This is a genomic window from Streptomyces sp. CLCI03 (assembly GCF_053615355.1).
In genome coordinates, this window is sequence record NZ_CM132132.1 from 4775233 (window position 1) to 4797713 (window position 22481).

Consider the following 22481-nt stretch of genomic DNA (forward strand, 5'->3'; position numbering starts at 1 on the left):
CGTCCGTCACGGGCCCGCACACGGCGCCGAGGGGCGCGATCCCCGCTGTTCCCGGGATCGCACCCCTCGCGCACGCGGTACCGCTCACTCCCTGGGGGGCAGCTTCGGACGGCGCCGGTCCGGTACGTCGGTGTAGCCGGGCGGCACCGCGGCCGGATCCTGTTCCAGCAGTTCCAGCGCCAGGTGCACGGCGTCGTCGAGTTGGGCGTGCCGCCCCTCCGCCCAGTCGAGGGGGGTGCGCTGGATCTCCAGGTCCGGCTCCACGCCGTGGTTCTCCACCGACCAGCCGTACTCCGGGAACCAGGCGGCGTTCATCGGCACCGTGATCACCGTGCCGTCCCCGAGCGTGTGGCGGCCGGTCATGCCGACCACCCCGCCCCAGGTGCGCAGGCCCACCACCGGTCCCAGGCCCAGCAGTTTGAAAGCGGCGGTGATCATGTCCCCGTCCGACGAGGTCGCCTCGTCGGCCAGGGCCACGATCGGCCCCCGGGGCGCGTTGGAGGCGTAACTGACCGGCTGGGCGTTGCGCGTCAGGTCCCAGCCGAGGATGGAGCGGGTCAGCTTCTCCACCACCAGCTCACTGATGTGCCCGCCCGCGTTGCCGCGTACGTCCACGATCAGCGCGGGCCGGGACATCTCCATCCGCAGGTCGCGGTTGAACTGGGCCCAGCCCGAGCCGCCCATGTCGGGGATGTGGAGGTAGCCGCAGCGGCCGCCGCTGATCTCCCGGACCGCCTCGCGCCGCTTGGACACCCAGTCCTGGTAGCGCAGGGGCCGTTCGTCGATCAGCGGCACGATGGCGACCCGGCGGGCCCGGCCCTCGCCCGCCGCGGGCTGGAAGGTCAGCTCCACCGTGGTGCCGCCGGCGGCCGCCAGCAGCGGGTAGGGCCCGGCGACCGGGTCCACCGGGCGGCCGTCCACGTGGGTGAGCACCGCGCCCTCCCGGATGCCGGTGCCGGCCAGCGGGGAGCGGGCCTTGGAGTCCGAGGACTCGCCGGGCAGGATCCGGCTGACCACCCATTCCCCGTCCCGGGGGAAGAGGTTGGCGCCGAGCAGGCCGATGGCCCGCTGGTAGTGCGGCGGTCCCTCGTTGCGGCGCGCGGGGGAGACGTAGGCGTGCGAGGTACCGAGTTCGCCGAGGACCTCGCGCAGCAGGTCGGCGAACTCGTCGGGCGAGGAGACCCGTTCCACCAGGGAGCGGTACTGGGCCAGCACCCCGTCCCAGTCGATGCCGCACATCTTCGGCTCCCAGAAGTACGCGCGGATGATCCGCCCGGCCTCCTCGTAGGCCTGGCGCCACTCGGCCGCCGGGTCCACCTCGTGCAGGATGCGCCGCAGGTCCAGGTAGACGGTCGAGTCGCTGTCGCCCGACTCGGTCGCCGGGACCGCGCGCAGGTCGCCGTCGTCGTTGATCACGAGCCGGGTGCCGTCGCCGCTGACCGCGAACCAGTCCAGCCCGGAGGCCAGTTCGGTCTTGCGGGCCTTGGTGAGGTCGAAGTGCTCCAGCGTCGGCTTGCCGCTGATGTCGGCCGGGTTGGCGAAGGTCTCGCCGAGCGCGCCGGAGATCGGCCAGCGCAGCCACACCAGCCCGCCGCCGTGCACCGGGTAGAGGGCCGAGTACTTGGACGCGGTCACCGGGAACGGCGTGACGCGGCTCTCCAGTCCCTCCACCTCCACGGTCACGGCGCCGTCGGCCTCGCCCGAGTCGCCCTCGGCCACGTCGAGTCCGCCGGCCGCGGGCCGACCCTCGGCGGACAGCGCGAAGGGGGAGGGGGTCGCGGAGTTCAGCGGCACCAGGTACGGGCGGCAGCCCAGCGGGAAGGACAGGTCGCCGGTGTGCACGTCGTAGACCGGGTCGAAGCCGCGCCAGGACAGGAAGGCGAGGTAGCGCCCGTCCCGGGTGAAGACCGGATTCTCGTCCTCGAAGCGGCCGTTGGTGACGTCCACGATCGTGCGGGCGCCGGGGCCGGAGATCCGGGCCATCTTGATCTGCCGCAAGGAGCGCCCGATGCCCGGGTGCGACCAGGTCAGCCAGGCTCCGTCGGGGGAGAAGGCCAGGTCGGTGACGGGGCCGTTGATGGACGCGATCAGCTCGGTGACCTCGCCGTTGGACTCCTCGGTGGCGTCGAGGAGCAGCAGCCGGCCGTCGTTGGAGGCGATGGCGAGCCGCTCGCCGTCCGGGTCCGAGAGCAGCTCGGTGACCCGGCCCAACTGGCCCGAGGCCAGCCGGCGCGGCGCCCGTTCCCCGGAGGCCCGTGGCAGGTAGGCGATCTCGATCGCGTCCTCGCCCTCGGCGTCGGTGACGTAGGCGACCTGCCCGCCGCTGCCGAGCATCTCCGGCAGCCGGACGCGTACGCCCGGGGTGTCGGCGATGGTGCGGGCCGGGCCGTCGCGGTGGGTCAGCCAGTAGAGGCTGCCGCGCACCACGACCGCGCTGGCGCGCCCGGTGGCGTCCACGGAGAGCGAGTCGACGTGGCTGGCGGCCGGCACCTGGTACGTACGCCGGCCCGCGCGCGGGCCGCCGAGGCGGACGTCGAGCTTGCGCGGGACGGCGTCCCGGTCCAGGGACTCGACGAGCCAGAGGTCGCCGGCGCACTGGTAGACGACGCGGGAGCCGTCGCTGGAGGCGTGCCGGGCGTAGAACTCGTCGTGGTCGGTGTGGCGGCGCAGGTCGGTGCCGTCGGGCAGGCAGGAGTAGAGGTTGCCGATGCCCTCGTGGTCGGAGAGGAAGGCGATCCGGCCGTCCACGAACATCGGGGAGTCGAGGTGGCCCTCGACGTCCTCCAGCAGTCGCTGTCCGTGCAGCCACAGCCGGCCGGTGGCGCCGCCGCGGTAGCGCTTCCAGGCGGCCGGCTCGTGCGGGGGCTTGCCGGTGAGCAGCAGGGAGTGGTGCGCGCCCTCCTCGGTCTCGCGCACCTGGATGTCGGAGACGGGGCCCCAGGGCAGGCGGCCGCCGGGGCTGCCGTCGGTCGGGAGGCTGTAGGCCCAGGCGAAGTAGGAGAAGGGCTGGCTGTGCGAGGACACGGCCAGGATGTCGCTGCGGCCGTCCTCGTCGGGCGGGGTCCAGCCGCAGACGCGGGTGTCGAGTGCGCCCCAGTAGCTGAGTTGGCGGGCGGGGCCGCCGTCGACGGGGGCGAGGTGGATCTCGGGGTCGAGGCTGCGCCAGCTGGTGAAGGCGATGTGCTTGCCGTCGGGGGAGAAGCGCGGGTGGCCGACGCGGGTCCGGTCGACGGTGATGCGCCAGGCCCGTCCGGGGGTCTGGCCGTCGGGGACCAGCGGGGCGACCCAGAGATCGTCCTCGGTGGCGAAGCAGAGAAGGTCGTCGTGCAGGTGCGGGAACCGGAGGTACGCGACGTCGTGACTCACCCCCCAATGCTTTCCGCGTAGGGGGGCCCTGGCAACTCGTACAGGTGATCCATGACACTCCCCCAAGCGAAACGGAACGGTTTCGTTTCGCTTGGGGGAGGGGTATCGTCTTAAGCGTACGGAACAGTTTCGCTTCGACGGGAGGCACGGACATGACCGAGGCGATGGCGGCCCGGCGTAGCCGGATCACCCCGGAGCGGCAGGCCGAACTGCACGAGGCGGTCCTCGACCTCCTGCGTGACGTCGGCTACGAGGCGCTGACCATGGACGCGGTCGCCGCCCGTACGAAGTCCAGCAAGGCCACCCTCTACCGCCAGTGGGGGAGCAAGCCGGAGCTGGTCGCGAAGGCCCTGCGCTGCACGCAGCCGGTCTCGCTGCGCGAGATCGACACGGGCAGCCTCCGCGGGGACTTCGCGCGCATGGTCGAGCACTCCGACGACGCGCAGATGGCCAAGGACACCGCGCTGATGCGGGGTCTGGCCCATGCCGTCCACGAGAGCCCGGAGCTGCACAAGGCCCTGCGCGACCTGTTGGTCGACCCGGAGATCAACGGTCTCCAGGCGATGCTGCGGCGTGCGGTGGACCGGGGCGAGATCCGCCCGGACTGTCCCGCGCTCGACTTCGTACCGCACATGCTCATCGGGGCGTTCATCGCGCTCCCGTTGATCGAGGACCGCCCGGTGGACCGGGCCTTCCTCGGTGACTTCATCGACGCCGTGGTCTTCCCCGCCCTCGGCGTCTGATCCTCACTCCTCCCCGTCCCCAGCACGGCTCCTCGCTGTTCCTGACACGCCGCTCTCGTCGTCGGGCCGGCTCCTCATGCCCTGATCCGATCCGGATCCATCCCACGACCTGAACGGGAGAACCACCGACGTGGCTACCTTCCTCTACCGACTCGGCAGAGGCGCCTTCCGGCGCCGCGGCCTCGTCGCCCTCCTCTGGGTGGCGCTGCTGTTCGCCGCCGGCTTCGGCGCCGCCTCGGCGGGCGCGCCCACCTCCGGCTCCTTCTCGATACCCGGTACGGAGGCCCAGAAGGCCTTCGACCTGCTGGACGAGCGCTTCCCGGGGATGGCCGCCGACGGCGCCACCGCCCGGATCGTCATCAAGGCCCCCGAAGGCGCCAAGATCACCGACCCCGGCCCCAAGGCCGAGGTGCAGAAGATCGTCACCGGGCTGAAGACCGGACCGGGCGCGGCGGAGATCTCCTCGATCGCCGACCCGTACGAGGCCCAGGCCGTGAGCCAGGACGGCTCCACCGCCTACATCAGCGCCAAGTACACCGTCAACGGCATGGAGCTGAAGGACGACACCCGCGAGGCCCTCAAGGTCTCCGGTGAGGGCGCCAAGGCCGCCGGCCTGAACGTCCAGATCGGTGGCGACGCGCTGATGGCGGCCCCCGAGACGGGCTCCGGCGAGATCATCGGCATCGCGGTCGCCGCGATCGTCCTCGTCATCACCTTCGGCTCGCTGATCGCGGCCGGTCTGCCGCTGCTGACCGCGCTGATCGGCGTGGGCATCGGTGTCTCCTCCATCACCGCGCTCGCCAACGTGCTGGACCTCGGCAACACCACCGCCACCCTCGCGACGATGATCGGCCTCGCGGTCGGCATCGACTACGCCCTCTTCATCGTCTCCCGCTACCGCGTGGAGCTCGCCGAGGGTCGGGCGCGCGACGAGGCCGCGGGCCGCGCCGTCGGCACCGCCGGTTCCGCCGTCGTCTTCGCGGGTCTGACCGTGGTCATCGCCCTGGTGGGCCTGGCCGTCGTCAACATCCCGATGCTGACCAAGATGGGCTTCGCGGCCGCGGGCACCGTGGTCATCGCCGTGCTCGTCGCGCTGACCCTGGTCCCGGCCATCCTCGCCTTCGCGGGCAGGATGGTGCTGCCGGCGGGCGAGAAGAGCCGGCTCTTCGGCAAGGGCAAGCCGGCCGGCGCCGAGAAGAAGGCCAACGGCGGCACCCGCTGGGCCCGCTTCGTCCTGCGCCGCCCCGTCATGGTGCTGCTGGCCGGTGTGATCGGCCTCGGCGTCATCGCCATCCCGGCGAGCAAGCTGGAGATGGGCCTGCCGGACGACGGCGCCCAGCCGGTCTCCACCACCCAGCGCCAGGCGTACGACATGCTGTCCGACGGCTTCGGTCCGGGCTTCAACGGCCCGCTGATGGTGGTCGTCGACGGCGACAAGGCGCTCGCCGACTCCACCGTCGACCGGATCAAGGGCCTGGACGGGGTCGTCGCGGTCACCCCGCCGACCCTCAACAAGGCCGGCGACGCCGCGGTCATCACCGTCATCCCGAAGGACCGCCCCTCCTCCACGCACACCGAGGAACTGGTCCACGAGATCCGTGACGGCAGCGACGAGAACGTCCTCGTCACCGGCGCCACCGCCATGAACATCGACTTCTCGCAGAAGATGAACGACGCGCTGCTGCCGTACCTGGCGCTCGTCGTGGGTCTCGCCTTCCTGCTGCTGATGCTCGTCTTCCGCTCGATCCTGGTCCCGCTCAAGGCGGCCCTCGGGTTCCTGCTCTCGGTCGTCGCCGCGCTCGGCGCCGTCGTCGCGGTCTTCCAGTGGGGCTGGCTCGGCTCGGTCTTCGGGGTGGAGCAGACCGGTCCGATCATGTCGATGATGCCGATCTTCATGGTCGGTGTGGTCTTCGGCCTGGCCATGGACTACGAGGTCTTCCTCGTGACCCGGATGCGTGAGGCGTACGTCCACGGCGAGCGCCCGGGCCAGGCCGTGGTGACCGGCTTCCAGTACAGCGCGCGGGTCGTCGTGGCCGCCGCCGTCATCATGATCGCGGTGTTCGCGGGCTTCATCGGGGCCAGCGAGCAGATGGTCAAGATGATCGGTTTCGGTCTGGCCGTCGCCGTCTTCTTCGACGCCTTCGTGGTCCGCATGGCCATCGTCCCGGCGGTGCTCGCCCTGCTCGGGCACAAGGCCTGGTGGCTGCCGAAGTGGCTGGACCGGCTGCTGCCGAACGTGGACGTGGAGGGCGAGAGCCTGCGCAAGCACCTGGAGAAGTCCTCGGACTCCCCGAAGGGCCCGGACAAGAACCGCGAGCTGGTCGACGCCTGAACCTGACGGCCTCGTACGGGCCGACAGCACAGGCACAGCACCGCACAGCACCGCACGACGCAGCCCGGCCCCGTACCGCCTGATCACCAGGTGGTACGGGGCCGGGCCCGTTGGGCCTATCGGGTGGCGGACGCGGCGGACACCGCGGGCGCGTAGGTGCGGCGGAGGAACCGGCGCAGCGCGGCGATGTCGAACTGGACGACCGCGACGCCCTCGGGGGAGTGGAACTCGACGACCGCCTGGACGCGGCCGCAGGGCCAGACGCGTACGTCCCCGGTCCCGGTCGGAGCCTGGAGCCCGGCCTCCAGCAGGGCCCGTGGGAAGACCCACTCGTTGTCGGTGCCCTCGGGGGACAGGCCTGCCGGGAAGACGATCCGTACGGCCAGCGGCTCGGCGGCGGCGAAGCGCAGGGCGACGGGGATCGTCCGGTAGAGGGGATCGTCCGTGATCACACGGGCGCGTACCCGCTCCTCGACGGCGCTTGCGGTGGCGGTCGCTGGTGGATTCTCGGCGGTGGCTGACATCGACAAGACTCCTCGAAATCGGAACATTTGCGTCCGTTTGTCCCGTCCAGCCTCGCACATTCCCACGAAAGCGCGCGGTTCTATTTGTGATGCCACCGCTCTTGCCAACGGTTTGCAACTGGGCACTATGGTTGAACAGCTAAAGACTGAGTAAGAAGCGGAGCCACTCCATGCATGTGCCCGACGGATTCATCAACGCACCCGTGTCGGTGGCCGCCGGAGTGGTGGCCGCCGCCGCGGTGGCCGTCAGCCTCCGCGGCGCCCGACGCGAACTCGACGAGCGCACCGCGCCGCTCGCCGGTCTCGTCGCCGCCTTCATCTTCGCCGTCCAGATGCTGAACTTCCCGGTCGCCGCCGGCACCAGTGGCCATCTGCTGGGCGGCGCGCTCGCCGCGATACTCGTCGGCCCCTACACCGGCGTGCTGTGCGTGTCCGTCGTCCTGCTCATGCAGGGCATCCTCTTCGCCGACGGCGGCCTGACCGCCCTCGGCGTCAACATCACCGTCATGGGCGTCGTCACCGTCGTCGTCGCCCACGCGATCTTCCGCGGGCTGCTGCGGATCCTGCCGCCCACCCGCCGCTCGGTGACCGTGGCCGCCTTCACCGGCGCCCTGCTCTCCGTGCCCGCAGCGGCCGCCGCCTTCACCCTCGTCTACGCCGTCGGCGGCACCACCGACGTGCCCATCGCCAAGGTGATCACCGCCATGGTCGGCGTGCACGTGCTCATCGGCATCGGTGAGGCCGTCATCACCGCGGCCACCGTGGGCGCCGTGATCGCCGTCCGTCCCGACCTGGTGCACGGCGCCGGCCAGCTGACCTCGCGCCTGAAGCTGCGCGTCGACGGCGCGCTCGTCGACGCGCCGGCCGCTGCCGCCGCGCCCGCGCCCGCCGGCGCCGGCTCGACCCGCAAGGTGTGGGTGACCGGCCTGGTCACCGCCCTCGTGCTCGCCGGGTTCGTCTCCTTCTACGCATCCGCCGACCCCGACGGCCTGGAGAAGGTCGCCGCCGACAAGGGCATCGACGAGAAGGTCGAGGAGCACGCTGCGGCGAACTCCCCGCTCGCCGACTACGGCGTCAAGGACGTCGACGACGCACGCCTGTCCGGCGGCCTCGCCGGGGTCATCGGCGTCGGCGTGACCGTCGTCGCCGGCACCGGCATCTTCTGGGCCGTGCGCCGCCGCCGCACGGAGGACCTGACCGCGACCTCCACCGCCCCTTCCACCTCCGCCTCGGCAGGCTGACATGGGGGCCGGCCACGCCCACAAGCTCTACCGCGAGGGCCACTCGCCGGTCCACGATCTGCCCCCGCACTGCAAGCTCGCCGCGACCCTGGCCTTCGTCGTGGTCGTCGTGTCCACACCGCGCGAGGCGGTGTGGGCCTTCGGCCTGTACGCCGTCCTCCTCGCGGCGGTGGCCGCCGTCGCCCGGATCCCGGCCGGCTTCCTGCTCCGGCGGCTGCTGATCGAGGTGCCCTTCGTCGCCTTCGCCGTGCTCATGCCCTTCGTCGCCGAGGGCGAGCGGGTGGAGGTGCTCGGCATGTCCCTCAGCGTCTCGGGCCTCTGGGGCGCCTGGAACGTCCTCGCCAAGGGAACCCTGGGCGTGGCCGCCTCCGTCCTGCTCGCCTCGACGACCGAGCTGCGGGCCCTGCTGCTGGGCCTGCAACGGCTGAAGCTGCCGCCCCTGCTCGTCCAGATCGCCTCCTTCATGATCCGCTACGGCGATGTGATCGGCGACGAGCTGCGCCGGATGTCCATCGCCCGCCGCTCCCGCGGCTTCGAGGCCCGCGGAATCCGGCACTGGGGGGTGCTGGCCAAGACCGCCGGCGCGCTGTTCATCCGCTCCTACGAGCGCGGCGAGCGGGTCTACCTCGCCATGGTCAGTCGCGGCTACGCCGGTTCGATGCCGGTGATCGACGAGGTCGCCGCCACGCGCGCCCAGTGGGCGTACGCGTCCGCACTCCCGGTGACGGCCCTCGCCGTCTGTCTGATGGGATGGACCCTGTGACCCGTACTCCCTCACTCCCTCCCTCCCTCGAAGTCGCCGGCCTCGCCTACGCCTACCCCGACGGCCACCAAGCCCTCTTCGGCGTCGACCTCACCGTCGGACAGGGCGAGCGGGTCGCCCTGCTCGGACCCAACGGCGCGGGCAAGACCACGCTGGTGCTGCACCTCAACGGCATCCTCGCCGGCGGCGTCGGCACGGTGACCGTCGCCGGGCTGCCGGTGGAGAAGCGCAACCTCGCCGAGATCCGCCGCCGGGTCGGCATCGTCTTCCAGGACCCCGACGACCAGCTGTTCATGCCGACCGTGCGCGAGGACGTGGCCTTCGGCCCGGCGGCGGCCGGCATGCGCGGCGCCGAGCTGGAGGAGCGGGTCCGGGAGGCCCTCGACCAGGTCGGCATGGCGGACTTCGCCGACCGGCCGCCGCACCACCTGTCCTTCGGCCAGCGCCGCCGCGTCGCGGTGGCGACCGTCCTGGCCATGCGGCCCGACATCCTGGTCCTGGACGAGCCCTCGTCCAACCTGGACCCGGCCTCGCGCCGCGAGCTCGCGGACATCCTGCGCTCGCTGGACGTGACCGTGCTGATGGTGACGCACGACCTGCCGTACGCGTTGGAACTGTGCCCGCGCTCGGTGATCCTCAGCGAAGGGGTCATCGCGGCCGACGGCCGCACCCAGGACCTGCTGTGCGACGAGAAGCTGATGCGGGCCCACCGGCTGGAGCTCCCCTTCGGCTTCGACCCCCGTTCGGTATCGGTGGCATAAGCACCGGTCCGCGTTTGTTGGACCGCACGTGGACATCCATGGTGTGGTGACGGAGGGCTTCGAGCCCGTCAGGGACGCGTTCGTACGCAACTTCGAGGTGCTCGGGGACCGGGGCGCGGCCGTGGCCGTGTACCGCGACGGCCGCAAGGTCGTCGACCTGTGGGCCGGCACGAAGGACGCGCACGGCACCGAGCCCTGGACCGAGGACACCGCGCAGATCGTCCGCTCCGCGACCAAGGGCGTGGCGGCCGCCGTGCCGCTGCTGCTGCACCAGCGCGGACTGATGGACCTGGACGCGCCCGTGGGCTCGTACTGGCCGGAGTTCAAGACCGGCGGCAAGGAACGGATCCTGGTCCGCGACGTGCTCGCGCACCGGGCGGGCATACCGGCACTGGACCGGGGGCTGAGCGCCACCGAGTCCGCCGACGGGGTGTCCGGGGCGCACGCGGTCGCCGCGCAGCGGCCCTTCTGGGAGCCGGGCACCGAACACGGCTACCACGCGCAGACCTACAGCTGGCTGCTGTCCGAGCTGGTGCTGCGGGCGACCGGCCGCACCCTGGGCTGCGTCCTGGCGGAGGAGATCGCCGAACCGCTGGGGCTGGAGTTCTGGATCGGCCTGCCGGAGACCGAGACCCACCGGGTGGGCCGGGTCGCGCCGGTGGAGCCGCCCGAGAGCGCCGGCACGCTGCGGACCCGGCCGAGGCGCAACGTGTCCGAGGCCTACGCCGACCCTGACTCCCTCACCCGCCGCGCCTTCGCCGCCATCGACCCGCTGCCCGACGAGAACGACCCCGCCTACCGGGCCGCCGAACTCCCCGCCTCGAACGGCATCGGGACGGCCCGCGCCCTGGCCCGGTTCTACGGAGCCACCATCGGCGTGGTCGAGGACGGCGCGCGGATCTTCACCCCGGCCACCACCGCCCTCGCCGCCCAGGAGCACTCCGCCGGGCCGGACCGGGTGCTCGTCGTGAACACCCGCTTCGGCGCCGGCTACATGCTGCACGGTCCGGCCTCGCCGCTGCTCTCGCCGGCCTCCTTCGGCCACCCCGGCCGCGGCGGCTCCCTGGCCTTCGCGGACCCGGAGGCGGGCATCGGCTTCGGCTACGTCACCAACGCCCACGCCAAGTCGGTCACCGCGGACCCGCGGGCACAGGCCCTGGTCCGGGCCCTGAAGTCGGCCCTGTCAGCCCTCTGAGTCCCGCGCGGCCCCCTCGCGTACGTCGGCGAGCGTGGCTCCCGCGTACGCGATGAGCTCCTGCGGGGCCATCGGGAACACCGTGGTCGGGGTGCCGGCCGCCGCCCAGATCTCCTCGTGGGCCAGCAGTGAGCGGTCGGCCAACACCCGGGTCCGCGTGCGGTGCCCGAAGGGCGGGACCCCGCCGATCGCGTAGCCCGTGGTCTCCCGGACCAGGGCGGCGTCGGCCCGCGTCACCTTCCCGGCGCCGAGCTCGCGGCGTACGGCCTCCACGTCCACGCGCGAGGCCCCGTCCATCAGGACCAGCACCGGGACCCCGTCCGCGGCGAAGATCAGCGACTTGACGATCTGGCTCAGCTCGCAGCCGATCGCGGCCGCCGCGTCGGCGGCCGTCCGGGTCCCTTCGGGGAAGGTCCGGACGGTGAGGTCGAGGCCCAGCCCGGCGAGGGCCTCGGCGAACAGGGGGTGCGTGGACGTCGTCATGCCGCGACGCTATCGCCGCCGGGCGCGGCGACACGACCGATTTCGGCCGGGACCGAGGCCCGGGACCGAGGCCCGGGCCCGGTCGCGTCGCCGACACCCGGTCGGCCCCCGTCAGCCCGCGTTCAGCACCTGGGCGACGATCGGGCCCGCCGCCTCGCCGCCGTGGCCGCCGCCCTCCACCATCGCGGCCGCGGCCACGTCACCGCTGAAGCCGGTGAACCAGCTGTCCGGGCTCTCCCCGGCGCCGCCGACCTCCGCCGAGCCGGTCTTGGCGCCCTTGTCCGCGCCGCGGACCGAGGCCATCGCCTTCTGTGCGGTGCCGCTGGTGGCCGTCAGCTTCATCATGCCGACCAGTTGCTGCTGCACCGAGGACTTCATCCTGCGCTCGGCCGTCGCGAGCTTGCGGCCGTCGAGCTCCGGCGAGACCAGCACCGGCTGGCGGAAGACGCCGGTGCGTGCCGTCGCGGTGATGGACGCGACGTTCAGCGGGTTCATGGTGATCTGACCCTGGCCGATGTACTCGGCGGCCGCCGCAGCGCCCGTGGCCGGCGGGACCTTGCCGTCGGTGGACAGGATGCCGGTCTTCCAGTCGAGGCCGATGCCGAAGACCTCCGTGGCCTCGTCCGGCAGCGCGGAGTCGTCGTCGACGGGCTTGATCTGCTTGATGAAGGCGGTGTTGCACGAACGCGCGAACGAGGTCGCGAAGTTGGTGCCGGGCGGCAGATCGAAGTGGTCCAGGTTGTGGAACTCGCGACCCCAGGTCACCGTCTTCTCGCACGGCGCCGGCTTGTCCGCGGCGACCAGGCCGCGGTCCAGCAGCATCGCCGCCGTCACGATCTTCATCGTGGATCCGGGCGCCCGGTTGCCCCGCATCGCCGCGTTGAAGCCGTCCTTGCGGTGGTTCGCGACGGCCAGGATGTGCCCGTTGCTCGGCTGCACGGCGACCACCGAGGCCTCCGGGAACTTGGCGACCGCCTGCTCGGCAGCCGCCTGCACCTTCGCGTCCAGGTACGTCTTGAGGGTGCTCGGCTCGCCCTCGACGAGGGTCAGCAAGGTCCGCTTGGGGGCGTCCTTGGCGGCCGGTTCGATCCACAGCTCGGCCCCCGCCTTGCCGCCCGCCTTGCTGCCGTAGCTCTGGCGCAGCTCGTCCAGGACCTGGCGCAGCGAGGGGTACTTCTCCGCGGTCAGCTCCTCGCCGTTGCGGTCGACCGCCTTGACCGGCGGGTTCGCCGGAGCGCCCGCGCGCAGCTTCTCGTCTTTCTGGAGCTGCGGGTGGATCACCGAGGGCTTCCAGTCGACCAGCGGCTTTCCGCTGGTCAGCCCACGCACCACGGTCAGCTGGGAATCGTAGGCGAGCGGCTTGGTCGTGCCCTCGTACGTGATCTCCGCCTCGACCTTGAACGGCACGACGGTGCCGTTCGGCGTGCCGGGGGTGATCACGATCTTGGACACGTACGACTTGGTCCTGAAGTCCCCGACCGCGGCCTGCGCGGCCGCGGCGTTGTTCGTCAGGTCGGCGGCCACCCGCTCGTCCCCGGCCGTCCACGCGGCCAGGAAGGCCTTGGCGGTCTTCGCGGCGTCCTTCTCGCTGACCGGCCCGCTGCCCTTCTCGGCCTGGACGGAGGTCTCGCCGTCCGGGCCCTTACCCTCTCCGTCGGCGTCGCCGACCAGCGTGTACACCCCGTACCCGGCGCCGCCGACCAGGGCGAGGAACACCCCGCCGATGACGGCACCCTTCGCTGCCCCGTTCACTTGAGTCCTTCCCCCATGAATACGGCTCTCTGAACATGTTCAAAGAACCCTTGGTGCGGACTTTACTCTGTGCAGCCTTCCGGTACGTCGTTGTTACCGGACCGCGACATCCGGCGGAAGTCCCGGCTCGCGGGCCGGGCACAATCGGGAGCTGTGTCCACACCTCCCGATCCCGCCGTCCTCTACCCCGACGTCGCGGCCCACGGCAGCCTCGCCGCGGCGCTCCGAGCCGCCGCTGACGGCCGCCTCGACGCCGTCCTCGTGGCCTCGCCCGACTCCGGTCCACTGATGTACGCGAGCGTCGCGAGCGCACTGCCGCACCGCCGGCCGCTGCGGATCGACGCCTCGACACGCGAGCGGTGCTGGTCGATCCGCGGCGGGGAGCCGTTCCAGGGCATGTGCCTCATCGACGGGGACACGGACGACCTGGCCCAGGTCGCCAGGGCGGCCCGGGCCTGGCACGACGGCGAATCCCTCGACGACATCCGGCGGGCGGCCCCGTTCGCGCACCTGACCGGCCGCTTCGAGGTGCCCGACCTCGACCCCGTCCGCCTGGTGGAATCGGAGTGGCAGGGCATGCTCCGGGAGGCGCGCGAGCTGGAGTACGCCTGGCAGGCGCACTACCAGGCCCTCATCGAGGCGGCCCACGCCGAGCCGGCCCTGCGCGCCCTCTACCCGTTCACGAGCCACTGGACGCTGCGCTTCTCCTCCACCACCCGCCCGAGCCTGACGCTCGGCAGCCCGTGCCTGAGCGCGGGCGGCGACGGCACGTACGGGGTGGGCACCGGCTTCATCACCCCGAACCTCGGCGTGTTCACCACGGCGTCCGAGGCCGCGGCGCTGGCCGTGCGCCATCTGCCGACCGACTTCGGACCGGTCACGCTCGGCCGGCCGCTCAAGGCCTAGGCCGGCCCGAACGTGCGTGCTCCGGTGCCGTGTTCTAGCGTCGGAAGGGCGAGGGTGACCGTTGCGCCGAGCCGGTCGCCCACCGGAGTGCCCGCTCCCCACCGCCGCCCCCGCCCGCGGTCCGGCGCGTCGGCGGACCGCGTGACCCACCGAGAGAGCAGGTGCATCCGCATGCGTCCGTCGACTCGTATCCCCAGCGTCCTGGCAGGCCTCGCCCTCGCCCTCGGCGGCGCCGTCGTCGCCGCCCCGTCCGCCCAGGCGGACGTCAAGGCGTGCGAGCAGTACGTCGCCCAGCACGCCCCGAAGGCCACGGACGGCGCCGGGGAGGCGTGCTACCAGGGGTACATCGGCAACCTGACCAGCTGCAACGCCAGCCTGGTCGCGGTCGGCGCGAGCAAGGACGCCGCGCAATCCGCCTGCGAGGCGTCCCGGTAACGGCGACGACGAGGGCCCCGACGCCGTCCGGCATCGGGGCCCTCGATTCGGCTGCTAGACCCAGGTGTCCAGCCACATGCGGCCGCGCCAGGAGTCCATCGGGAGGGTCTGGCCCGTGTAGATGGGCCAGAAGTAGATGAAGTTCCAGGCGATCAGCAGGACCAGGACGCCCGCGCCGATCGCGCCCAGCGCCCGGCGGCGTTCGCTGGATCCGGCCGGGCCCAGCAGGGCGCCGATCATCATCGCCACCGCCAGGCACAGGTACGGGACGAAGACCACCGCGTAGAAGTAGAAGATCGTCCGCTCCTGGTAGTTGAACCAGGGCAGCAGACCCGCACCCAGCGCGCACGCGATCGCGCCCGCCCGCCAGTCACGGCGGAAGAACCACCGCCACAGCACGTACAGCAGCGCGAAGCAGCCCGCCCACCACAGCAGCGGGGTGCCCAGGGCGAGCACCTCGCGGGCGCACTTGCCCGCCGCGGTCGCCGGGCAGCCGTCGGTGCCGGGTTCGGGGGACTCGTAGAAGTAGGAGACGGGCCGGCCCAGGACCAGCCAGCTCCACGGGTTGGACTCGTAGGTGTGCCCCGAGGTCAGGCCCACGTGGAAGCTGTAGACCTCGGTCTCGTAGTGCCACAGGCTGCGCAGCCACTCCGGCAGGAAGCTCAGCGAACTGCCCTGGTCGTACTTGGCCGCCCAGTCGCGCAGATAGCCGCCCTTGCCGTTGTCCGGGCTGAGGATCCAGCCCGACCACGAGGCCAGGTACGTGGCGATCGCGACCGGGACGGTGGACACGAAGGCGGGCAGCGCGTCGCGTCGCAGCATCGAGGCGTACGGGGCCCCCGCGCCCGCGGTGCGGCGCGCGGCGGCGTCCCACAGCACGGTGAGGACACCGAAGAAGGCCAGGATGACGAAGCCGTTCCACTTCGTGCCCGCGGCCAGACCCAGGCAGACGCCCGCCAGGATCCGGTACGGCCGCCACCCCAGCCGCAGCGTCTCGGCGATCTTCGCGTCGGGCCGGGTCCGACCCTCCTCGTCCACCGGCAACGCGTCCGCGAGCCGGGCTCTGGCCCGGTCGCGGTCGATGAGCAGGGCCCCGAAGGCGGCGAGCACGAAGAACATCAGCACCAGGTCCAGCAGCGCCGTCCGGCTCATCACCAGGTGCAGACCGTCCACCGCCAGCAGCGCGCCCGCCAGGCAACCCAGGAACGTCGAGCGGAAGAGGCGGCGCCCGATCCGGCACAGCATGAACACCGACAGGGTGCCCAGCACGGCGGTCATGAACCGCCAGCCGAAGGGGGTGAAGCCGAACATCCACTCGCCGAGCCCGATCACCCATTTGCCGACCGGCGGGTGCACGACGTAGCCCGGATCGGTCGGGAGGGCGACCCCGTCCGGGTTGGCGAGGATCGAGGCGTCGATGTCCTTGGGCCAGCTCGCCTCGTAGCCCTGGCGGATCGTGGCCCAGGCGTCCTTGGCGTAGTACGTCTCGTCGAATATCACCGCCTTGGGGCTGCCCAGGTGCACGAACCGCAGCACCCCGGCCACCAGCGCCACCAGCAGCGGCCCCACCCACGAGACGATCAGCCGCCAGGTCCCCCACACCTGCGGTGGCAGGCCGAAGGTCATCCACAGCTGCTCGGACGGCTTGGCGTACGGGGGCACCAGGCGGGTGCGGACGTCCGCGCGCGCGGAAGCGGCGGCGGGCGGCACGTAGCCGAAGCCGCGCAGTCGGCGCAGCCAGGTGGGCGGCTCGTCCTCGCGTCCCGCCGTCGAGGCGGGCGGTGCCCCCGCGGGGCTGGGCGGTGGCGTCGCGGTACTGGTCACCGGCACATCGTAGGGAAGAGATCTGTGTGCGCCACCAGTGGCGTGGGGCGGCGAGGCACGGGGCTGAGAGGATGGGCGGGTGACGACTGACCAGCCCCGCGGTACCGAGCCCACCACCACCGCCGCCCCGGCCGAGGGCCTGATGGGCACGCTCGTGCTCGCCGGCACCCCCATCGGCGATCTCGCGGACGCCCCGCCGCGACTGGCGACCGAGCTGGAACGGGCCGATGTGATCGCCGCCGAGGACACCCGGCGGCTGCGCCGGCTGACCCAGGGGCTCGGTGTGCACACCACCGGGCGCGTCCTGTCGTACTTCGAGGGCAACGAGTCGGCGCGCACCCCGGAACTGGTCGAGGCCCTGACCGGCGGCGCGCGCGTCCTGCTGGTGACCGACGCGGGCATGCCCTCGGTCTCCGACCCCGGCTACCGGCTGGTCGCCGCCGCCGTGGAGAAGGACATCAAGGTCACCGCCGTCCCCGGGCCGTCCGCGGTGCTCACCGCGCTCGCCATGTCCGGGCTGCCGGTGGACCGGTTCTGCTTCGAGGGGTTCCTGCCGCGCAAGGCGGGGGAGCGCCTGAGCCGACTGCGCGAGGTCGAGGGCGAGCGGCGCACGCTCGTCTACTTCGAGGCCCCGCACCGACTCGACGACACCCTGGCCGCGATGGCCGAGGTCTTCGGGGTCGACCGGCGGGCCGCCGTCTGCCGCGAACTCACCAAGACCTACGAGGAGGTCAAACGCGGCGGGCTCGGCGAGCTCGCGGCCTGGGCCGCCGAGGGCGTGCGCGGGGAGATCACCGTCGTGGTCGAGGGCGCCCCGGCCGCGGTGCCCGGCGATGTGGACGACGAGGAGCTGGTGCGCCGGGTACGGGTGCGCGAGGAGGCGGGGGAGCGGCGCAAGGAGGCCATCGCGGCGGTCGCGGCCGAGATCGGCGTACCCAAGCGCGAGGTGTTCGACGCGGTCGTCGCGGCAAAGAACGCGGCACAAAAGATGCCGTAGGCAGGTAAAGGGCTAGCCTGAAAAGCAAAGCTCAGACCGCGCAACGGGCACTTTCGGAATGAGTCGCCCAAGGACCGTCCAACAGTAGACAGGGCCTGATGCGCTCCCGCCCGTCGAGGCGTCCACTGGCAATGGCACCAGTGGAACAAGAGGAGCTGGCATGAGTGAGATCGCAGACACCCCGGTACCCGTCCCCGCCGCAGTCCCTGTCGCTGTGACCGCTTCCGACGTGCACACCGTGCACGAGGCCTACTCCTTCGCGTGCATGAGGTGCGGGTACGGATGGGAGCAGGCGTACGCGATCGAGCACCACGTCGACGCCAAGGGCGAGCCGTTCATCATGTACAAGGTCGACGACGAGCGGGTGCCCTCCCCCCTGTCCAACCCGACCTGCCTGAACTGCGGCGGACACGTCGTACGGATCATGCGGGCCGGACAGGTCTCCTCGGTGATGGGGATGATCGACCACATCTACCACCACCAGATCGCTCCCGGGATCGCCGGACCCGTACCGGCCGGGGCGAACGTCCCCCGGCAGCCCAGGCCGCGCAGGTCCGCCCGGTCGCACGCCTCGCCGGGGCCGGTGGCCGTCGACCCGACCGAGGAGCGCCGGGGCCTGCTCTCCCGTCTGAAGGGGCTCTTCCGCCGGTCATAAGATCGGCCGTATGAGCACACGCGTGGAGAAGACGCAGCCCAAGGACGCACCGCCGCCGCTGCCCGAACCCCTTCGGGTGGCGGTCGCGGACTCGCACACCCACCTCGACATGCAGGCGGGGACCGTCGAGGAGGGCCTCGCGAAGGCCGCCTCGGTGGGCGTGACCACCGTCGTCCAGGTGGGCTGCGACGTGAAGGGCTCCCGGTGGGCCGCCGAGACCGCGGCCGCGTACGCGAACGTCCACGCGGCCGTCGCCCTCCACCCCAACGAGGCCCCGCGCATCGTCCACGGCGATCCGGACGGCTGGTCGCGGCAGGGCGCCCGGTCCGGGGGCGGCGAGGCCGCGCTCGACGAGGCGCTCGCCGAGATCGAGGCGCTGGCCGCGCTCGACCACGTCAAGGCGGTCGGCGAGACCGGCCTCGACCACTTCCGCACCGGGCCCGAGGGCATGGCCGCGCAGGAGCGCTCCTTCCGCGCGCACATCGAGATCGCCAAGCGGCAGGGCAAGGCGCTGGTCATCCACGACCGGGACGCCCACGCGGACGTGCTGCGCGTCCTGCGCGAGGAGGGCGCCCCCGAGCGGACGATCTTCCACTGCTACTCCGGGGACGCCGACATGGCCCGCGAGTGCGCCGCCGCCGGGTACTACATGTCCTTCGCCGGGACCGTCACCTTCAAGAACGCCCAGCCGCTGCGCGAGGCCCTCGCCGTGGCCCCGCCGGAGCTGGTGCTCGTCGAGACGGACGCGCCCTACCTCACCCCGGCGCCGTACCGAGGACGGCCCAACGCTCCGTACCTCATTCCGCTGACGGTCCGGGCGATGGCCGCGGTCCGCGGTATCGACGAGGACGCGATGGCCACGGCGCTGGCGGCCAACACCGCCCGCGCCTTCGACTACTGATCCTCCACCCGATCCGACACGCTGAGTAGTCGATCCGCTTTGGAGCGTGACGATTCCTCCGCTAGGGTGCCGTGCCCGCACCAGAGGGTGCCGGATCACCAGTGGAGCGAGCGTCGTGAGCGATACGCAGGGCAGTCACCGCCGTGGCGGTCCCCTCCCCGAGGCGTACGAGGCCCAGCCCGTGGCCCCCTCCATGGCACGGTCCTCGGTCCGGCCGGCCGGTACGGGTGATCCCGGGCCCGCGGCCTGGGCCCCGGAGCCGGCGCTCCCGGCCCCGGAGGTCCCGGCCCCGCGCGGCGGGCGCCGTCGCCGGCCCGGCATGTCGCCGGTCGAGCTGGCCGAGGCCGACACCCTGGCCGCCGCGCCCGTGGCGCCCGGCTCGGGCCGCCGCCGAGCCGTGGCCCCCGCGGCCGCCACACCCACCCTCGCCCCGGCCCCCGCCCCGCACGCCCCCGCCCCGGCGGGGGCGGTGCCCGGCCGACGCCGGGCCCGGGGCCGCTCCGCCCCCGTCGAGACCCTCGGCGGGAACTGGCGGCGGATCGTGCCCCAGGCCCTCGTCGTCGCCTTCCTCGCGGGCGGCACCACGGCGTTCGTCGCCGCCGACAAGGCCGTACGCCTCACCGTGGACGGGGTCCCGCGCAACCTCCACACCTTCGCCGACGACATCGGCGAACTGCTCGCCGCCGAAGGCCTCGGCGTCGGCCCCCACGACCTCGTCGCCCCCGCCCCCGGCGAAGCCCTCACCGACGGCGAGGAGATCGTCGTCCGCTACGGCCGCCCCCTGCGCCTGACCCTCGACGGCCGGCAACGCCAGGTGTGGACCACCGCCCGCACCGTCGAGGGCGCCCTGCGCCAGTTCGGCATCCGCGCCGAGGGCGCCTACCTCTCCGCCCCCCGCACCGCCCCCGTCCCCCGTGCGGGCCTGGCCCTCAGCGTCCGCACCGAACGCAGCGTCACCTTCATGGCCGACGGCCGCGAACGCACCATCCGCACCAACGCCGCCACCGTCCAGGAAGCCCTCGACCAGGCCGGCATCACCCTCCAGGGCCAGGACACCACCTCCGTACCCCCCACCGACTTCCCGCGCGACGGCCAGACCGTCACCGTGCTCCGCATCACCGGCACCCGCGAGGTCCGCGAGGAGCGCATCCCCTACGCGACCGAGGAGGTCGAGGACCCCACCCTGTTCGCCGGCACCGAGGTCGTCGAGCGCGCCGGCCGCCCCGGGGCGCGCAGGGTCACGTACAGCCTGCGCACCGTCAACGGGGTCCGGCAGAAGCCCCGGCCCATCGCCGACGAGGTCGTCCGCGAGCCCGTCACCCAACTGGTCAAGGTCGGCACCAAGGCGCTGCCGAGTTCCGTCTCCGGTGCCGACGGCCTCAACTGGGCGGCCCTCGCCCAGTGCGAGTCCGGCGGCCGCCCCGCCGCCACCGACGCCTCCGGCACCTACGGCGGGCTGTACCAGTTCGACGTCCGCACCTGGCAGGGCCTCGGCGGCAGCGGCCGCCCGCAGGACGCCTCGGGCGCGGAACAGACGTACCGGGCGAAGAAGCTCTACGTGCAGCGGGGGGCGAGTCCGTGGCCGCACTGCGGCCGCAGGCTCACGTCGTAGCGGGCGCGGCGATCTGAGACGCTTTACCGGTGAGCACCGCAGAGCAGCAGCCCGAGAACACCGAGAACACCTCCCCCGCCGCGCCCGACGCCCTCCTCGGCCCGGCCGACATCAGGGAGCTGGCCGCCGCCCTCGGCGTACGCCCGACGAAGCAGAAGGGGCAGAACTTCGTCATCGACGCCAACACGGTGCGCCGGATCGTGCGCACCGCCGAGGTCCGCCCGGACGACGTCGTCGTCGAGGTCGGCCCGGGACTCGGCTCGTTGACGCTCGCGCTGCTGGAGGCCGCGGACCGGGTCGTCGCCGTCGAGATCGACGACATCCTGGCCGCCGCCCTGCCCGCCACCATCGAGGCCCGGATGCCCGCGAAGAAGGACCGCTTCGCGCTGGTCCACTCCGACGCGATGCTCGTGACCGAACTGCCCGGCCCTGCGCCGACCGCGCTCGTCGCGAACCTGCCGTACAACGTGGCCGTACCCGTCCTGCTCACCATGCTCGACCGGTTCCCGACCATCGAGCGCACGCTGGTGATGGTGCAGGCGGAGGTCGCCGACCGGCTGGCCGCCGAGCCCGGCAACAAGGTCTACGGGGTGCCCTCCGTCAAGGCCAACTGGTACGCGCACGTCAAGCGGGCCGGAGCCATCGGCCGCAAGGTCTTCTGGCCCGCCCCGAACGTCGACTCCGGTCTCGTCTCGCTGGTGCGCCGCACCGAGCCCATCAAGACCACCGCCACCAAGGCCGAGGTCTTCGCGGTCGTCGACGCCGCCTTCGCCCAGCGCCGCAAGACGCTGCGCGCCGCGCTGGCCGGCTGGGCCGGCTCGGCGGCGGGCGCGGAGGCCGCGCTGGTCGCCGCCGGCGTCTCGCCGCAGGCCCGCGGGGAGTCCCTGACGGTCGAGGAGTTCGCGGCGATCGCCGAGCACAAGCCCGCGGCGGAGAGGCCCGCACTGTGAGCACGTTCGCCACGTCCGGCACACCCGGCACACCCGGCACGCCCGTGACCGTACGGGTCCCCGCGAAGGTCAACGTCCAGCTGGCGGTGGGCGCGGCCCGCCCCGACGGCTTCCACGACCTGGCCAACGTCTTCCTCGCCGTGTCGCTGTTCGACGAGGTGACGGCCACCCCGGCGGACACCCTGACCGTCACCTGCGAAGGTCCGGACGCCGACAAGGTCCCCCTGGACCGCACCAACCTCGCGGCGCGCGCCGCCGAGATCCTCGCGGCCCGGGCCGGGCTCGAACCCGCCGTCCACCTGCACATCGCGAAGAACATCCCGGTCGCGGGCGGCATGGCGGGCGGCAGCGCGGACGGCGCGGCGGCCCTGCTGGCCTGCGACACCCTGTGGGGCCTGAACACCCCGCTATCCGAACTCCTCGACATCTGCGCGGAGCTCGGCAGCGACGTCCCCTTCAGCCTCGTCGGCGGGGCCGCGCTCGGCACCGGCCGGGGCGAACTGCTCACGCCGGTCGGGGCGGGGACGTTCCACTGGGTGTTCGCGGTCGCCGACGGCGGACTGTCCACCCCGGCGGTGTTCCGCGAGTTCGACCGCCTCGCCGAGGCCGCCGGTACGGCGATCCCCGAGCCGCAGGCCTCGCCGGCGCTGCTGGCGGCGCTCGCCTCGGGCGACGCGGAGGCGCTGGGCGCGGCGCTGGCCAATGACCTCCAGGCGGCCGCGCTCTCCCTGCGGCCCCAGCTCGCGCGGACGCTGGCCGCGGGCGTGGACGGCGGTGCGCTCGCCGCGCTGGTCTCGGGATCCGGGCCGACGACGGCATTCCTGTGCCGGGACGCGGAGTCCGCGGAGAAGGTGGCGGCGGCTCTGTTCGCGTCCGGCACGTGCCGGGCCACGCGGATCGCCTCCAGCCCTGCCCCCGGGGCCACGGTCCTGCCGTCCTGACACCGCGGCTGAAAACCCAGCCCCGCCGGCGTTTGAGGCGCGGGGTCCGGGGCGGAGCCCCCGGGGGACGGCCCGAGCCGGTTCTCCTTCCTGCGGGCCG

At 72.8% G+C, this 22481-nt stretch carries 19 protein-coding genes; 14 read left to right on the top strand and 5 right to left on the bottom strand.

All coding sequences use genetic code 11. The features are described 5' to 3' along the window. Positions 1-84 precede the first annotated feature (84 nt). Positions 85-3366: a S41 family peptidase gene (locus ACWG52_RS22165; protein WP_389815375.1), complete on the bottom strand. Its 3282-nt coding sequence runs from the start codon at positions 3364-3366 to the stop codon at positions 85-87. A 152-nt stretch (positions 3367-3518) separates the two neighbouring features. On the opposite strand from ACWG52_RS22165, the gene ACWG52_RS22170 reads away from it, so the two are divergent. Next, positions 3519-4109 carry a TetR/AcrR family transcriptional regulator gene (locus ACWG52_RS22170; protein WP_030717084.1) on the top strand — a complete coding sequence of 197 codons (591 nt, stop codon included), beginning with the start codon at positions 3519-3521 and terminating at the stop codon, positions 4107-4109. Between the two features lie 130 nt (positions 4110-4239). Beyond that, positions 4240-6441: an MMPL family transporter gene (locus ACWG52_RS22175; protein WP_389815379.1), complete on the top strand. Its 2202-nt coding sequence runs from the start codon at positions 4240-4242 to the stop codon at positions 6439-6441. 116 nt (positions 6442-6557) lie between these two features. Here the strand turns inward: ACWG52_RS22175 and ACWG52_RS22180 are convergent, their stop codons facing one another. Then, positions 6558-6965, bottom strand: coding sequence for an SsgA family sporulation/cell division regulator (locus ACWG52_RS22180; protein WP_033226709.1), 408 nt, complete (start codon positions 6963-6965; stop codon positions 6558-6560). A gap of 170 nt (positions 6966-7135) precedes the next feature. Between ACWG52_RS22180 and ACWG52_RS22185 the strand changes: the two genes are divergently transcribed. The 4 genes from ACWG52_RS22185 to ACWG52_RS22200 are packed head-to-tail and all read left to right on the top strand — an operon-like array spanning position 7136 to position 10925. Next, positions 7136-8206 carry an energy-coupling factor ABC transporter permease gene (locus ACWG52_RS22185; RefSeq protein WP_453125701.1) on the top strand — a complete coding sequence of 357 codons (1071 nt, stop codon included), beginning with the start codon at positions 7136-7138 and terminating at the stop codon, positions 8204-8206. 1 nt (position 8207) lies between these two features. Next, entirely contained in the window at positions 8208-8969 is a 762-nt protein-coding gene (gene cbiQ / locus ACWG52_RS22190; protein ID WP_389815386.1) for a cobalt ECF transporter T component CbiQ, read from the top strand. Next, the gene (locus ACWG52_RS22195; RefSeq protein WP_389815389.1) at positions 8957-9730 is read left to right on the top strand and encodes an energy-coupling factor ABC transporter ATP-binding protein; all 774 of its coding nucleotides are present in this window, start codon (positions 8957-8959) and stop codon (positions 9728-9730) included. The genes cbiQ and ACWG52_RS22195 overlap by 13 nt, the downstream gene beginning before the upstream one ends. A 28-nt stretch (positions 9731-9758) precedes the next feature. After that, positions 9759-10925, top strand: a complete 1167-nt coding sequence (locus ACWG52_RS22200) for a serine hydrolase domain-containing protein (RefSeq protein WP_390140415.1) — start codon at positions 9759-9761, stop codon at positions 10923-10925. Here the strand turns inward: ACWG52_RS22200 and ACWG52_RS22205 are convergent. Both ACWG52_RS22205 and ACWG52_RS22210 read right to left on the bottom strand, forming a co-directional pair. Further along, positions 10914-11408: a YbaK/EbsC family protein gene (locus ACWG52_RS22205; protein ID WP_390140417.1), complete on the bottom strand. Its 495-nt coding sequence runs from the start codon at positions 11406-11408 to the stop codon at positions 10914-10916. The two genes, ACWG52_RS22200 and ACWG52_RS22205, sit on opposite strands and share 12 nt — an antisense overlap. Positions 11409-11519: 111 nt before the next feature. Then, a complete protein-coding gene (locus ACWG52_RS22210; protein WP_453125702.1) occupies positions 11520-13160 on the bottom strand; it encodes a penicillin-binding transpeptidase domain-containing protein in 1641 nt (546 codons plus the stop codon). A gap of 153 nt (positions 13161-13313) precedes the next feature. Here ACWG52_RS22210 and ACWG52_RS22215 point away from each other — a divergent pair, with 153 nt between their 5' ends. Both ACWG52_RS22215 and ACWG52_RS22220 read left to right on the top strand, forming a co-directional pair. After that, entirely contained in the window at positions 13314-14066 is a 753-nt protein-coding gene (locus ACWG52_RS22215) for a DUF6193 family natural product biosynthesis protein (protein WP_389815400.1), read from the top strand. Between the two features lie 171 nt (positions 14067-14237). Then, positions 14238-14501, top strand: a complete 264-nt coding sequence (locus ACWG52_RS22220; RefSeq protein ID WP_389815403.1) for a hypothetical protein — start codon at positions 14238-14240, stop codon at positions 14499-14501. 54 nt (positions 14502-14555) lie between these two features. On the opposite strand, the gene ACWG52_RS22225 is transcribed toward ACWG52_RS22220, so the two are convergent. Beyond that, entirely contained in the window at positions 14556-16325 is a 1770-nt protein-coding gene (locus tag ACWG52_RS22225; RefSeq protein ID WP_389815406.1) for a dolichyl-phosphate-mannose--protein mannosyltransferase, read from the bottom strand. A 139-nt stretch (positions 16326-16464) separates the two neighbouring features. Between ACWG52_RS22225 and rsmI the strand changes: the two genes are divergently transcribed. The 6 genes from rsmI (at position 16465) to ACWG52_RS22255 (ending at position 22381) form a co-directional block, all read left to right on the top strand. Next, on the top strand, positions 16465-17322 hold the full coding sequence (gene rsmI / locus ACWG52_RS22230) for a 16S rRNA (cytidine(1402)-2'-O)-methyltransferase (RefSeq protein ID WP_389815442.1): 858 nt from the start codon (positions 16465-16467) through the stop codon (positions 17320-17322). A 160-nt stretch (positions 17323-17482) separates the two neighbouring features. Then, a complete protein-coding gene (locus ACWG52_RS22235; RefSeq protein ID WP_389815409.1) occupies positions 17483-17977 on the top strand; it encodes a hypothetical protein in 495 nt (164 codons plus the stop codon). A 10-nt stretch (positions 17978-17987) separates the two neighbouring features. Next, the gene (locus ACWG52_RS22240; RefSeq protein ID WP_389815412.1) at positions 17988-18878 is read left to right on the top strand and encodes a TatD family hydrolase; all 891 of its coding nucleotides are present in this window, start codon (positions 17988-17990) and stop codon (positions 18876-18878) included. Positions 18879-19197: 319 nt separating this feature from the next. Next, positions 19198-20490, top strand: coding sequence for a ubiquitin-like domain-containing protein (locus ACWG52_RS22245; RefSeq protein WP_389815445.1), 1293 nt, complete (start codon positions 19198-19200; stop codon positions 20488-20490). Positions 20491-20519: 29 nt separating this feature from the next. After that, a complete protein-coding gene (gene rsmA, locus ACWG52_RS22250) occupies positions 20520-21440 on the top strand; it encodes a 16S rRNA (adenine(1518)-N(6)/adenine(1519)-N(6))-dimethyltransferase RsmA (protein ID WP_030717038.1) in 921 nt (306 codons plus the stop codon). After that, positions 21437-22381, top strand: a complete 945-nt coding sequence (locus ACWG52_RS22255) for a 4-(cytidine 5'-diphospho)-2-C-methyl-D-erythritol kinase (protein WP_389815416.1) — start codon at positions 21437-21439, stop codon at positions 22379-22381. Before rsmA ends, ACWG52_RS22255 begins: the two co-directional genes overlap by 4 nt. The last annotated feature ends 100 nt before the right edge of the window (positions 22382-22481 follow it).

Excerpts from the sequence above, each read along its gene's own strand:
- ACWG52_RS22240 (WP_389815412.1), top strand. The coding sequence starts at position 17,988 with ATGAGCACACGCGTGGAGAAGACGCAGCCCAAGGACGCACCGCCGCCG.
- ACWG52_RS22235 (WP_389815409.1), top strand. The coding sequence starts at position 17,483 with ATGAGTGAGATCGCAGACACCCCGGTACCCGTCCCCGCCGCAGTCCCT.
- ACWG52_RS22205 (WP_390140417.1), bottom strand. The coding sequence starts at position 11,408 with ATGACGACGTCCACGCACCCCCTGTTCGCCGAGGCCCTCGCCGGGCTG.
- ACWG52_RS22170 (WP_030717084.1), top strand. The coding sequence starts at position 3,519 with ATGACCGAGGCGATGGCGGCCCGGCGTAGCCGGATCACCCCGGAGCGG.
- ACWG52_RS22195 (WP_389815389.1), top strand. The coding sequence starts at position 8,957 with ATGGACCCTGTGACCCGTACTCCCTCACTCCCTCCCTCCCTCGAAGTC.
- ACWG52_RS22245 (WP_389815445.1), top strand. The coding sequence starts at position 19,198 with ATGTCGCCGGTCGAGCTGGCCGAGGCCGACACCCTGGCCGCCGCGCCC.
- ACWG52_RS22180 (WP_033226709.1), bottom strand. The coding sequence starts at position 6,965 with ATGTCAGCCACCGCCGAGAATCCACCAGCGACCGCCACCGCAAGCGCC.
- cbiQ (WP_389815386.1), top strand. The coding sequence starts at position 8,208 with ATGGGGGCCGGCCACGCCCACAAGCTCTACCGCGAGGGCCACTCGCCG.
- ACWG52_RS22185 (WP_453125701.1), top strand. The coding sequence starts at position 7,136 with ATGCATGTGCCCGACGGATTCATCAACGCACCCGTGTCGGTGGCCGCC.
- ACWG52_RS22220 (WP_389815403.1), top strand. The coding sequence starts at position 14,238 with ATGCGTCCGTCGACTCGTATCCCCAGCGTCCTGGCAGGCCTCGCCCTC.